Genomic DNA, 14,862 nt, shown 5'->3' with positions numbered 1-14,862 from the left:
TGCATAACCTCAGGTTGCCGTATGCCAAACTCGCTCGACTCTAGCCGCCAAGCCTTTTCTGACGCCATCGAACAGCGGATCAATCAATCCGAAGCACGGGTGATCAAGGCTGTATTTCCGTCTATCACCAATCACCACAACACCTTATTCGGTGGCGAAGCATTAGCTTGGATGGATGAAACCGCCTTTATTGCGGCGACTCGCTTTTGCCGTAAAACCTTAGTGACCGTCAGCTCCGACAGAATCGACTTTAAAAAACCGATCCCAGCGGGCACCTTAGCCGAACTCATCGCCCGCGTGATCCATGTGGGTAATACCTCGTTAAAGGTGGAAGTAAATATTTTCGTCGAAGACATGTATCAAGATCACCGCGAACATGCGATCCGCGGTGTATTCACCTTTGTTGCCGTTGACGAACAACGCCATCCGACTCAGGTGTGGACCGCTGAATAAGATTTAGCCAGTCAAAATAAGGTACTCTCGCCCTTAAACACGCCCGTTTGAGGGCGTGTTTTTGTTTGAATAATCCGCCCACCTTTGATAGACAAAAGTATAACAACCAGAAACATATAAAAATTTTGTCAATCTTACTGCATAAAGCAATAGGATCCTCGATTACTTTTCTGTTACATTGGGTTTAATCTTCACGTGCCACGAACATAACCAACAAAGCCATGAAGCTAGAAAACTTAAATATTATTATTGCCGATGACCATCCATTGTTTCGAAATGCACTACGCCAAGCCCTCAGTAGCGCCTTTGAACACACCCAATGGTATGAAGCCGACAGTGCCGATGCCTTACAGTCTGTATTAGATTCACAGAATGTGAGTTACGATTTGGTTTTACTGGATCTACAAATGCCTGGCTCCCACGGCTATTCGACGCTTATTCACCTGCGCTCCCATTACCCTGAACTGCCTGTGGTGGTGATTTCGGCCCATGAGGATATCAATACCATTAGCCGTGCTATCCATTATGGCGGCAGTGGGTTCATCCCGAAGTCAGCGTCGATGGAAACCTTAAAAGAAGCGCTCACCGCCGTATTATTTGGGGATATCTGGTTGCCCGCTGGTGCTGAAATCATCCCGATTGAAGATGATGATACGGATAAGATGGCCAACAAACTCTCCGACTTGACGCCGCAGCAATACAAAGTGTTGCAGATGTTCGCCGAGGGCTTACTCAATAAGCAAATCGCCTATGACTTAGGTGTGTCTGAAGCCACCATCAAAGCCCACGCTACCGCGATTTTTAGAAAGCTGGGAGTCCGTAATCGTACTCAAGCCGTTATTGCCTTAGGCCAGCTTGAAATGGATAAAGTGGATTTGACCTAATTCGGCTATGACTGCTGTCAATTTCGCATAAAAAATGCCGCATTCATTGCGGCATTTTTTATTGTCTCTAACAACCGCGAATCAACGCATTGGCAGGTTTTTATCGGCAAACATTTCATCAATCAATTGCTGATCGCGTAATGCCACCGCCTTTTCAACGACATCGCGAGTCAAATGCGGTGCAAAGTGTTGAATAAAATCATACATATAACTACGTAAGAAACTGCCTTTTCTAAAACCAATCTTAGTCGTGCTGTGGGCAAATAAATGGCCCGCATCGATAGCCACTAAGTCTTTATCGATATTAGGGTCAATCGCCATCGAGGCTATCACCCCGACTCCTAAGCCTAAACGTACATAGGTTTTCAGTACATCGGCGCTGGTCGCACTAAAGACCACCCGCGGCTCGAGATTAGCGCGGTTAAAAGCTTTTTCAATCTCCGATGCGCGGTCAAAACCAAACACATAAGTGACTAATGGGAAACGGGCTAAATCTTCGATACTGATATGGGTACGGGTCGCCAAGGGATGATCTTTGGGAACCACAACCGAGCGATTCCAATGGTAACAAGGCAACATGATTAAGTCGGAATACAAGTGCATCGCTTCGGTGGCAATCGCAAAGTCAGCATCGCCACGCGCCGCTTGTTCGCTGATCTGCGATGGCGTGCCTTGGTGCATATGCAGGTTGACTTTAGGATAGCGGTCAATGAATTGGCGAATAATATGGGGTAACGCATACCGCGCCTGCGTATCCGTGGTCGCGATATTCAATTCACCCTGATCAGGTTTAGTGTATTCCTCGGAGACTTTTTTAATGCTTTCGACTTTGCCTAAGATGTCATTGGCAATATTTATCACCTGTTGTCCGGCGGGTGTTACGTGGGTCAAATGTTTACCACTGCGACCGAAGATTTGAATGCCTAATTCATCTTCCAACATGCGAACTTGCTTACTGATCCCAGGTTGCGATGTATATAAATTTTCCGCGGTGGCCGATACGTTAAGGTTGTGTTTGACGACCTCAGCAATATACCTGAGCTGTTGCAGTTTCATCTTATGTCCTTGTCTCAAACAGGCTGAATTGGATTGGCGAACATGGCGCAACTCAGTATCAGCTATAATCAATCGTTATAGTATATAGTAAAAATTAAAGCAAATAGGAATATAGAGCACAAGTCTTAAGTTTCATACGACAGAAATGATAACCTAGGCTAAGATAACTATGCTAGTTTATTGATTTATTGTAGCATTAGCCCAATTAGATAAATAATGGAACAGCTATGACATTCACCTTGGTTCTGATCCTCATCGGTGCACTTTTACTGCTTGTTATCGGAATTAACGTTATACAACAACAAAAAGAACGTGCTGAGGCTGAACGTCGCATAGAATTTGCCCGTCAACGCGCAATTATTGATGAAACTGAAACCGTATTGTCCAACACAGGGATGATCCCTTGCAGTACACACATCATTTTAGTGCTCTATCGTCGTGTACAAGAAGCGTTAGAAATCGCCACTACTTTAAGTGCGAGTCAACAGCAATCGGATTTTCAACGTCGTCTTACCGATCTCAAGTCACAAATCGAGACATTGCAATCTAACACGCCACAGATGCCCCCTATCGAGAATTTTAGATTGCCGGATAATGACAAGCAGATCTTAGTGTTAGTACAAACACTCAAGAAACTGAAAGCCATTTTACGTGCAGAGCACAACAAGGGCCGAGTTGACCCCAATGTTTTTGCTCAGGAAGAGAATCGTATCGATAGTTTACAGCTACGGATTAATGTTGATTCCATGCTGTCCCGTGCCCGTGCCGCGAGCTTTATGAAGCAATATGGTTCGTCTAAGCAAATGGTCACAAAAGCTTTAGCCACCCTACATGCCATTAAAGCACAAACGCCGAATGACCCTTTTATTGCCCGCAAGGTCGATGAAGCCAAAATGTTGCTAGATGAGATTATGGGCGCACAAAAATTGTCAGCCCCAAGTGCGCCTAGACCTAAAAATGAAGAAGATGACATCGATATGCTGTTTCAACCGAAGAAGAAATGGTGATATCGCATTGCTCAATTAAGAACGTTTTCCATAAAAAGCCAAGTCTATGACTTGGCTTTTTTATGCGTGGTATGTTTATCCACAATATCTCGGTTATCGATAAACCACCATCATTACTGCAATCGGCGATTGTAAGAACCCTAGATAACAAAATGGGCTCACGTAAGTGAACCCATTTATAACCACGAAGAAAAAGATCCTAGACCCGATTCAGATCAGGTTACTTCTTAGCTTTCTTCGCCGTCGATTCAGTCACCCATTTACCATTCACATAATGGGCCGACCATCCGGTTGCTTTACCGTCAACTTCGGTCGCCACATATTGCTCTTTGGTCTTACGGCTAAACTTAACCGCCGCTTTATTCCCCTCATCATCGGCGATAGGAGCATCGGCAAGATACTGATATTTTGGCCACAATAGCTCGCGATATTTCACTAACTCTTCAACCAGTGGCGCCCGGGTTTCCCGAGATTTAGGGAAAGTACTGGCTGCCAAGAAAATCCCTGCCGCACCGTCACGCAGCACAAAATGCGCATCAGACTTGCTGCATTTCAGCTCTGGCAGATAAATAGGATCTTCTTTTGGTGGCGCAGCTTCACCGTTTTTCAGTAACTTACGAGTATTCTTACATTCCTCGTTAGTACAACCAAAATATTTACCGAAACGGCCGTTTTTCAGCTCCATATCATGGCCACAGCGGTCACATTCAATTAATGGACCTTCGTAACCTTTGATCTTAAATTGTCCTTCTTCGACTTCATAACCCTCACAGATAGGGTTATTACCGCAAACATGCAGCTTACGCTTTTCGTCAATAAGGTAGCTGTCCATCGCCGTACCGCAAATACCGCAGCGATGCTTGGCGCGTAGCGCGTCGGTTTCGGCATCCTCACTGTCGCTAATCGCTTCAATGCCTGGCGTTAAGTTCATGGTGGTTTTGCAGCGCTCTTTCGGTGGCAACTCGTAACCCGAGCAACCGAGGAACACCCCTGTTGTGCCGGTACGGATCCCCATGGGGCGACCGCAAGTCGGACACTTAATATTGGTCATCACCATTTGATTGAGGCGCATACCGCCTTCTTCTGGTGCCAATTCCGCCTTCTCTAATTGTTTAGTGAAATCGGCATAGAAACCATCAAGAACCTTTTTCCAATCCAGCTCACCACTTGCAACATCGTCGAGGGTCTGTTCCATGCTAGCGGTAAAATCGTAGCTCATCAGCTCAGCAAAACTACCGACTAAACGCTCACTGACAATCTCGCCCATTTTCTCAGCGTAGAAACGGCGGTTTTCAACTTTGACATAACCCCGTTCTTGAATCGTCGAAATAATAGTGGCGTAGGTTGAAGGACGACCGATACCACGCTTCTCTAATTCTTTTACCAATGACGCTTCGCTGTATCTGGCAGGCGGCTTAGTAAAATGTTGCTTAGGCTCTAATTCGACCAGAGACAACAGATCACCTTCGTTCACCGATGGCAAGGTATTGTCTTCTTCATTTTTCTTTTTCAATGCGGTTTGAACACGGGTCCAACCGTCAAAGCGCAGGATACGTCCCGTCGCTTTCAGTTCATAGTCACCCGCCTTGACCGTGAGCTTGGTCGCATCGTATTGGGCAGGTGTCATCTGGCATGACACAAACTGACGCCAGATCAGCTCGTAGAGACGCTGTGCATCACGTTCCATATCGGTTAATGCAGCCGCTTCGACCTTCACGTTTGATGGACGAATCGCTTCGTGCGCCTCTTGTGCGCCTTCCTTAGAGCCGTAGCGAATTGGTTCGGCAGGCAAATACTTGGTGCCATATTCCTTGCCGATCATCTCACGCACACTGTCTAACGCTTCTTGGCTTAAGTTTGTCGAATCGGTACGCATATAAGTGATGTGACCCGCTTCGTACAAGCGCTGTGCCATCATCATGGTTTTCTTCACCCCAAAGCCTAGGCGAGTACTGGCCGCTTGTTGTAGGGTTGAGGTAATAAAAGGAGCCGAAGGTTTACTCTGGGTCGCTTTATCTTCACGAGCGATCACTTTAAAGCTGGCAGAAGATAAGGCTTGAACGGCGGCTAACGCTTGCTGCTCGTTTGTTGGCTCGAAGGCTGAGTCTAAGTGCTTAACCACTTCCATGCGCAGCGCTTCGCTCGCAGGCGTATTCAGCTGTGCATGCACATCCCAAAACTCTTCAGGTACGAAGGCTTTGATTTCGCTTTCACGTTCCACCACGAGACGCACAGCCACGGATTGTACCCGTCCTGCGGATAACCCGCGGGCAACCTTCTTCCACAACAATGGTGACACCATAAAGCCGACGACACGGTCTAAAAAGCGTCGTGCCTGCTGGGCATTCACCATATTAGTGTCGAGGGAAGAAGGTTTACTAAAGGCTTCTTGAATCGCAGATTTGGTGATTTCGTTAAATACAACGCGTTGATACCGTGAAGGATCGCCACCAATCACCTCTTGCAAATGCCAGGCGATGGCTTCCCCTTCACGGTCTAAGTCCGTTGCGAGATAGATTTGGTCAGCAGAATCGGCTAAGGCTTGCAGCTCTTTAACGACTTTCTCTTTACCCGGTAGGATTTGATATTTAGCCGCCCAGCCCTTTTCAGGGTTAACGCCCATACGCGACACCAGCGCCTGGTGGTCTTTCACCTTTTTATATCGCGCCTTTTCTTCTGGCGACATCTTCTTCACTTCGGCGGCGGATTTCACCTTTTCATTGCCGTCAGATGAAGAAGAAGTTGGTAGGTCACGGATATGCCCCACGCTCGATTTAACGATGAATTCTTTGCCAAGATATTTATTAATAGTCTTAGCTTTGGCCGGTGATTCGACAATAACTAGCGATTTACCCATAGTTTGATTTGCGCCAAAAAATCTCAAGAAGGTGGAAATTGGCTCCATATATAGAGGGTTGCATTGAGAGTTTCAAGCTAATCCCTCTTTTATATGTACCAGCGAGTCACTTTTTAATCAAAGTTGAAAAAATGTAAAAAAATAATATTGCGTAATTAAAAACTAATATTTCATTATTTGCCAGCAAGCAAGAAATAGTTATGCATTTATCGCGAAAAAGTCGCTTTGAGCACAAAACCGTGCGCTTGTGCCCACAAAAACCTTCAGTATACTGGGTCGCTTCAGGGACCATTTGAATAAATAATAACCTTCCCTATCACAAGGATAAGCAATGAAGCACTTTGAAGCGAATTTCGACGGACTCGTTGGGCCAACCCACAATTATGCCGGTTTGTCTTTTGGCAATGTGGCCTCACTCAACAACGCCGCTTTAGTCTCAAATCCTAAAGCCGCCGCTAAACAAGGTTTGCAAAAAGCCAAAGCACTCGCTGATTTAGGGATGATCCAAGGCATGTTAGCGCCGCAAGAGCGCCCAGATCTTAATACACTGCGCCGAATTGGTTTTTCTGGCAGTGATGCCCAAGTTTTACAACAAGCCGCTAAAACTGCGCCTGCGCTGCTTAATGCCTGTTGCAGTGCTTCGAGTATGTGGACGGCAAATGCTGCAACCGTGTCTCCCAGTGCCGACACCCGTGATGGTAAACTGCATTTTACCCCTGCCAACTTAGTAGATAAGTTACATCGCAGCATCGAGCCCATCACAACGGGGCGCATCTTAACAGCAACTTTCAACGATCCCCACTATTTTCATCATCATAACCATTTACCTGAGCATAATAGCTTCGGTGATGAGGGCGCGGCGAACCATACTCGCCTGTGCCAGGAATATGGTCATGCAGGGGTCGAGCTGTTTGTTTACGGCCAAGAAGCCACCAATCCTAATGCGCCAAGACCGCAAAAATATCCTGCAAGACAAACCCTCGAAGCGTCGATGGCGATAGCAAGATTGCACCAACTCGAGGAAGATAACTGCGTCTTTATTCAACAAAATCCCGATGTCATTGACCAAGGGGTATTCCACAATGACGTGATCGCCGTGGGTAACCAAAATGTATTGTTTTACCATGAGCAGGCATTCTTAAATACACAGACTAAATTGGATGAAATAAGACGAAAACTCGATACCGAATTATTCTTTATCGAGGTTCCAACGGCCAAAGTAGCGATTAACGATGCGGTAAAGAGCTATCTATTCAATACCCAGATAATCACCCTTCCCTCAGGCGAAATGGCCATCATTGCCCCAACGGACTGCCAAGAAAACCCGGCTGTTTATGCGTATTTAAATGAGCTACTCACGTTAAATACACCAATCAAACAAGTGCTGTATTTCGATGTAAAACAAAGTATGCAAAATGGTGGCGGCCCCGCTTGTTTACGTTTACGTGTAGCCATGAATGAGCGAGAAGTCGCCGCCGTGAATCAACACACTTTACTTAACGATGCTTTATTCGCGCGTTTAAACACTTGGGTGGATAAACACTATCGCGACCGTTTATCGACACAAGATTTAGCCGATCCGCAATTAGTGATTGAATCACGCACCGCATTAGATGAGCTGACCCAAATCATGAAATTGGGAAGTGTATATCCATTCCAACGCTAATGTGATTTGTGTCTCGTCCTGAAATAAGTTGACACTTATTTCCACCTAAAACGCTCGATGAACCTCATCGGGCGTTTTGTATTTTAAGGTCAAATGTGGCCGCCGTTGATTATAGATGGCAACCGCTTCTGCCACCATTTGTCGTGCCTCCTCCAGCGTTGCAGGCTTATGTGTTAAAAACTCCTGCTTCAAGATGCCATTCACTCGCTCTGCTAAGGCATTTTGATAGCAGTCATATCCGTCTGTCATTGAGCATGTCACGCCATGATGTGCGTGAACCGCTTGATACGCGTTTGAGCAGTACTGTATCCCTCGGTCTGAGTGGTGTATCAGCGGTTTATCTTTGTCTTGTCGCTGCTTCAGCGCCCGTTTGTAGGTCGTGAGCACCCCGTCTGTTTTAAGATTATCATCAACATGATAGCCCACAATTTTTCGTGACTAGGCATCGGTCACCAAGCTTAAATAGGCTTCATTATCTTGCAGTGGTAGATAGGTAATATCCGCCACCCAGACTTGCTCTGAGCGGCTGATGTCCACTTGCTGCTCACTGGGCTTAAGCAAGTTGGGATGACACCTGAATCGATGATGGCTATGGGTCGTTTTATGGTACGCCCGCTTAGGCGTGACCAACAAACGATGCGCCCTAAGACAGCGAAATAACCGGTCTCGTCCTATCACTATTTGATGCATTTTGTTGAGTAAATACTGCAGTTTACGCGTACCGACTCGCGGTTGAAATAACCGTTCATATTGCACCGTTTGCAACACCTGTTGCTCCCTTAGCTCTGAGACGATTTGCCGCTGGCATTGCTGATAATACGCCTGACGACTGATGCCAAGGTAACGACAGCATTGGGTGACGCGATAACCTACGTCCGTTTTTTCCTGGAGCGTTTCGCGTGTGGCTTTTTTACGACGGATATCCCGTAGTCAGTTCTGAGTTTTTCGACAATGGCTTCGAAGAACGCCGCTTTCATGCGGGTATCTTCCAGTTCGGCTTCGAGGGCTTTTATCTTTTGCTCGGGGGTGAGCGTGGTGGGTTCAGTCATCAACTGTCCTCGCATTGATGTTGGCGGCGTCCCTAGGGACCAATCCAGTTTGCCATGCTTGCGTAACCACACTAACACGGTGGAGCAACCTTGAATACCGTACTTGTCTTGCGCCTGCTTATAGGTCAGCTCGCCTTTTTCCACTTGGTCGACAACCGCCAATTTAAAAGCGAGGGAATAATCGCGTTGAGTTCGTTTAATTGTTGAAGTCATTACACTCTCCAAAATGAGTTTGAAAAGTGTCAACGCTATTTAGGACGGGTCACAGGTAAAAAATAAGGTGCCATTGGCACCTTATTTATGTTTAGCTTTTATTTAACCTCGATAGGTATATTAAGCACTTCAGTTGTGGTTGCTGCAATATTAAATTTATTGGGTGTGGTCACTGTCACAACTAAATTCCCAGAATCAGGATCTTCGCCTGCTTTTAAGCTAACAACAAACTCACGTCCGCCATTATAACTACTGCTCGGCCAAGTAAACTTAGTAGAACTCGTCACAGTGGCTCCAGTTGGCTTAAACTCAACCACAGTACCTTCTGGCATTGGCTGGTTATTAATATCAGCAATAGTAAACCTTACCGATGCAGTCCCCTTGGGGGCCATATCAATCTGATTATTACCTGCAACACTATCCGTAATAATTACATTCTCAAGTCGTGTCGCATACGCCTCACTACTGGACATAACTAGCACAAGCGAACGACGTACTGAAATTGATGCTTGCGGGCTACATTTGACTGACGAAGCGGTTGAATCATCACATAAAACACCACTGTATTCGCCATCATTTAAATTAAAGACTCCTTGTCCAGTTGGAGTTTCCGGATCAATGAAATCGATGAAAGTTTCTCGATCACCTGATGTATCTGTTGAACCATTCTTTGGATAAGCAGGCGTGTATAAACCGTCCTCATTATGGTCAACAAATGCCTCAGTAAGATCATAACAATCTCCACTATTATCACGACCACAATCCGGTGGTACACCAACGAATAAACTAAACTCAGTATCGGTATCAAGAATGCTATTACTGTTTAAGTCCGCAAATGACTCTTCCCCAATCGCAGTTGCAGTAATCGTCACTCGACCACCATAGGGCTGGCCAAAATGGTTGCCGAAATATTTACCACCATCAAAATTAGTTTCTTCCTTCAACGCTGCATTAGGATCATTAATTTGTGCACCACTTACGTCAAAGAAGGGTCCATTACCATCGACTCCTGCAGGGCGAGGATTCTGACTTGTCCAAACCACTGAGCACACACCTTTTGAAGTTTGGCAAGAACTGTCAATTGCACCACCTTCAGCAGTAAACACTACAGCAGTACCATCTGGCACAGGGTTGTTAAAGGCATCGGCTAAACGTGCGGTAATCGTGACTTGAGCTCCATCATGATCCCAACCTTCGATGTTTTGCACAGAGGCCGACAACGAAAAACTGTCCTGATCTGGCTTACCAGTAGAAACCACAAGCACATTGGATTGGCTAGAAATCAATGGGGTCGTGCCATCAATACTCGCAGTAACCCTTACTGTAGCGGCAACTGTGCCAGAGTTAACCACTGTTTGCACATACCCCTCGTTATTTGACTTTGCGGTGGTTGGAATCAATCCCAAACCTGCTGACAGATTATTCAATTTAAAACTGACATCGCGATTAGCAACAGGATTACCATTGGTATCTAACACTCTAAAGCGTAACGTTGAGGACTCACTACCACCAGTACCTTTTATACCAATGTTTTCTGGCGTTGCATCAACAAATACTATACTACCCGCACTAGCTGGTAACACATTGATAGATGCAGTTGCAGTAAGTGTTAAACCGCCAGTATTGGCTGACACATTTATTGTGTCATCCCCCTCACATCCTTTTGCTAAATAACGAGATTCAGCAACACCATTAATAGTAGTTACAGGTGAGCTTAGGTCAGCTTTTGCTGGCGTTTGACTTGAGCAGGTTGACTTAAAAGTAACTGCAACAGGCTGAGTATATAGATTCCCAAAACTATCCCTGATAGCAACACTGACAGATGCGGTACCGCCAGCAGATATTTGCGTCGTGGTAACATTAGCTACTCCTGCTACAAACGGATCACCACTGCCCATATTAAGATCGGTAGCACCAACAACCACAATTGCTTCACCCACATCACCATCAGCAAGTGATGCTGTGGCCATACCCGCACCCAGCTTATCAGTTGCAAAAATATCAACAACAGCAATCCACTCACCATTAATGAGTTTTGTTACTGCAGTGACTACAGGTAAATCACCAATGGGTGATGCAAAAGTCACAATGGCAGGTTTAGTTAAGCCGATAACTGTTGCTTTGAGTTTCCCGGATGAAGCTGTAGAGATCGTCTCTGTTGGAGAACCATTTTTATCTGTTAACTCTAATGTTACTTTAGAAGTTCCACCATCACCCGCCATGGTGACCCCAAGCGATGCCTGCGCAACGTCCACCCCGACTACATCTGCATACACAAAACCAGCACCTGGAATATTCAAGGTTTTCAGCTTAATACTTGCCTGACCATTAACATCAGTCAGCACTGAGCCAATTTCTGGGTCAAATAATCCTAACGCAACATTACTTAAACTAAATTGTACCAACTTGTTTGCTAAAGCACTGCCATCTGCTGCCAGTAACGTTGCCGTCACGGTTGCTGGCGTTACTGCGTTAATATTAGTGGTAGTTGAACTGAGTATCAGTTTAGGGGGAGGCACTTGTCCCACTGCATTGCCATCACCTTTCATGTAAAGCGACACATCTGCAGTAGTGTCATAACCAAACACATTCACTTTAACATTCACTGCACCTTCAATATTGGCTGTCGCCAATTGAATTGTCGCAATACCATTCGCTCCGGTTAACGCCGTTGCCGATTCGGGCGTAAAACTGCCCGTTAGTGGATTGCTTAAACTAAAGCTGACAATTTTGTTCGCTAAGGCTGTTCCATCAACGCTCTTCACCATCGCAGTGAGTGTCGCTGGCATTGCCTTAGTAACAGTACCTAAATTTGAAGATAAGCTAACAACGATGCCAGAGCCATCACCTGTATTACCATCACCAGCCATATTCACCCCAATAGAAGCTGGCTCCGCATCCACACCTTGCACCAATGCGGTGACTAGCGCTGCACCTTTAACATCAGCAGTCGCTAAAGTGATTTTCGCTACGCCACTGCTATTGGTCAGCACTGTACCCGTCGCTGGGTCAAAAATACCCAAGGTATTATCATTTAATGAGAAACTCACCAGCTTATTTACGAGAGGAAGGCCGTCTTTATCTTTCACTAATGCAGTCAACTCTGCAGGCGTTGCGGCATTAATGTCAATCGCACTAGCGGTCAAACTTATTGTGGATTTATTACCAGCTATAACACCATCACCCGCCATGGTGACCCCAAGCGATGCCTGCGCAACGTCCACCCCGACTACATCTGCATACACAAAACCAGCACCTGGAATATTCAAGGTTTTCAGCTTAATACTTGCCTGACCATTAACATCAGTCAGCACTGAGCCAATTTCTGGGTCAAATAATCCTAACGCAACATTACTTAAACTAAATTGTACCAACTTGTTTGCTAAAGCACTGCCATCTGCTGCCAGTAACGTTGCCGTCACGGTTGCTGGCGTTACTGCGTTAATATTAGTGGTAGTTGAACTGAGTATCAGTTTAGGGGGAGGCACTTGTCCCACTGCATTGCCATCACCTTTCATGTAAAGCGACACATCTGCAGTAGTGTCATAACCAAACACATTCACTTTAACATTCACTGCACCTTCAATATTGGCTGTCGCCAATTGAATTGTCGCAATACCATTCGCTCCGGTTAACGCCGTTGCCGATTCGGGCGTAAAACTGCCCGTTAGTGGATTGCTTAAACTAAAGCTGACAATTTTGTTCGCTAAGGCTGTTCCATCAACGCTCTTCACCATCGCAGTGAGTGTCGCTGGCATTGCCTTAGTAACAGTACCTAAATTTGAAGATAAGCTAACAACGATGCCAGAGCCATCACCTGTATTACCATCACCAGCCATATTCACCCCAATAGAAGCTGGCTCCGCATCCACACCTTGCACCAATGCGGTGACTAGCGCTGCACCTTTAACATCAGCAGTCGCTAAAGTGATTTTCGCTACGCCACTGCTATTGGTCAGCACTGTACCCGTCGCTGGGTCAAAAATACCCAAGGTATTATCATTTAATGAGAAACTCACCAGCTTATTTACGAGAGGAAGGCCGTCTTTATCTTTCACTAATGCAGTCAACTCTGCAGGCGTTGCGGCATTAATGTCAATCGCACTAGCGGTCAAACTTATTGTGGATTTATTACCAGCTATAACACCATCACCCGCCATGGTGACCCCAAGCGATGCCTGCGCAACGTCCACCCCGACTACATCTGCATACACAAAACCAGCACCTGGAATATTCAAGGTTTTCAGCTTAATACTTGCCTGACCATTAACATCAGTCAGCACTGAGCCAATTTCTGGGTCAAATAATCCTAACGCAACATTACTTAAACTAAATTGTACCAACTTGTTTGCTAAAGCACTGCCATCTGCTGCCAGTAACGTTGCCGTCACGGTTGCTGGCGTTACTGCGTTAATATTAGTGGTAGTTGAACTGAGTATCAGTTTAGGGGGAGGCACTTGTCCCACTGCATTGCCATCACCTTTCATGTAAAGCGACACATCTGCAGTAGTGTCATAACCAAACACATTCACTTTAACATTCACTGCACCTTCAATATTGGCTGTCGCCAATTGAATTGTCGCAATACCATTCGCTCCGGTTAACGCCGTTGCCGATTCGGGCGTAAAACTGCCCGTTAGTGGATTGCTTAAACTAAAGCTGACAATTTTGTTCGCTAAGGCTGTTCCATCAACGCTCTTCACCATCGCAGTGAGTGTCGCTGGCATTGCCTTAGTAACAGTACCTAAATTTGAAGATAAGCTAACAACGATGCCAGAGCCATCACCTGTATTACCATCACCAGCCATATTCACCCCAATAGAAGCTGGCTCCGCATCCACACCTTGCACCAATGCGGTGACTAGCGCTGCACCTTTAACATCAGCAGTCGCTAAAGTGATTTTCGCTACGCCACTGCTATTGGTCAGCACTGTACCCGTCGCTGGGTCAAAAATACCCAAGGTATTATCATTTAATGAGAAACTCACCAGCTTATTTACGAGAGGAAGGCCGTCTTTATCTTTCACTAATGCAGTCAACTCTGCAGGCGTTGCGGCATTAATATTGACATTACTGATACTCAAACTGACTGCTGGCTTATCACCTGATACAACACCATCGCCGGCCATAGTCACATTTACGTCTGCAAACTCACCCGAGCTAATCTTTGCAGTAACTGTTGCCCCGGTATTAATCGCACCTGTATAAAGTTTGATAGTTGCTACACCATCTGAATTTGTTGAGACTTGCCCCGTGGAGGGGTTAAAGGTCCCATAAGCATTATTGTTGATAGAAAACGACACCAATGTGCTTATATTTTTACCTTTCGAATCTGTTACTTTTGCTGTAATTGTTGCTGGTTCCGCATATGTAACTAAAGAGTTACTTACCGATAGATTTACCGATATGGTTACGGGTTGTGGAGTACCACTATTATCCTCCCCTATACTGCCTCCACCACCACACGCGACTAAGAAAAGTGAACATAATCCTAAAAGAAAAACCTTATACGCTGACTTCATTGTCAGGCTCCCTGTTACTCTGATGATAATACTAAGATTGACGCTTTTAACTTATAGGCTAACATTACACAATTTTCACGTAACTTTTCCAATACTCTCTTATTTTATTTCTCATATTTTGCGCTTAGTTTAACATCGGAACTCATTTAAACTTC

At 45.6% G+C, this 14,862-nt stretch carries 7 protein-coding genes and 1 pseudogene; 4 read left to right on the top strand and 4 right to left on the bottom strand.

The window, feature by feature from the left end; genetic code table 11:
- Window positions 1-21 precede the first annotated feature (21 nt).
- Together N7386_RS09250 and N7386_RS09245 are read left to right on the top strand one after the other, a co-directional pair.
- Window positions 22-453, top strand: a complete 432-nt coding sequence (locus tag N7386_RS09250; RefSeq protein WP_126513001.1) for an acyl-CoA thioesterase — start codon at window positions 22-24, stop codon at window positions 451-453.
- 221 nt (window positions 454-674) lie between these two features.
- Window positions 675-1,337 carry a response regulator transcription factor gene (locus tag N7386_RS09245; RefSeq protein ID WP_086903577.1) on the top strand — a complete coding sequence of 221 codons (663 nt, stop codon included), beginning with the start codon at window positions 675-677 and terminating at the stop codon, window positions 1,335-1,337.
- Window positions 1,338-1,418: 81 nt separating this feature from the next.
- Here the strand turns inward: N7386_RS09245 and cysB are convergent, their stop codons facing one another.
- Window positions 1,419-2,393 (bottom strand): HTH-type transcriptional regulator CysB, encoded by a 975-nt coding sequence (gene cysB / locus N7386_RS09240; protein ID WP_011622367.1) that lies wholly within the window; start codon window positions 2,391-2,393, stop codon window positions 1,419-1,421.
- A 227-nt stretch (window positions 2,394-2,620) separates the two neighbouring features.
- Here cysB and zomB point away from each other — a divergent pair, with 227 nt between their 5' ends.
- Entirely contained in the window at window positions 2,621-3,400 is a 780-nt protein-coding gene (gene zomB, locus N7386_RS09235; RefSeq protein WP_011716752.1) for a flagellar motor control protein ZomB, read from the top strand.
- A gap of 220 nt (window positions 3,401-3,620) precedes the next feature.
- Here zomB and topA read toward each other — a convergent pair whose 3' ends face one another.
- A complete protein-coding gene (gene topA, locus N7386_RS09230) occupies window positions 3,621-6,257 on the bottom strand; it encodes a type I DNA topoisomerase (RefSeq protein WP_126513000.1) in 2,637 nt (878 codons plus the stop codon).
- Between the two features lie 331 nt (window positions 6,258-6,588).
- On the opposite strand from topA, the gene astB reads away from it, so the two are divergent.
- Window positions 6,589-7,923, top strand: coding sequence for an N-succinylarginine dihydrolase (gene astB / locus N7386_RS09225; protein WP_126512999.1), 1,335 nt, complete (start codon window positions 6,589-6,591; stop codon window positions 7,921-7,923).
- 45 nt (window positions 7,924-7,968) lie between these two features.
- Here the strand turns inward: astB and N7386_RS09220 are convergent.
- Window positions 7,969-9,185, bottom strand: a pseudogene (locus N7386_RS09220) (IS3 family transposase).
- Between the two features lie 98 nt (window positions 9,186-9,283).
- Complete coding sequence (locus tag N7386_RS09215; protein ID WP_279768106.1) at window positions 9,284-14,707, bottom strand: hypothetical protein; 5,424 nt, start codon at window positions 14,705-14,707, stop codon at window positions 9,284-9,286.
- Between the last annotated feature and the right edge of the window lie 155 nt (window positions 14,708-14,862).

Source organism: Shewanella sp. GD04112, assembly GCF_029835735.1.
In the GTDB taxonomy this organism is placed as follows: domain Bacteria; phylum Pseudomonadota; class Gammaproteobacteria; order Enterobacterales; family Shewanellaceae; genus Shewanella.
Note: the sequence above shows the minus strand (reverse complement) of the source record. Positions and strands in the feature narration are given on the sequence as shown.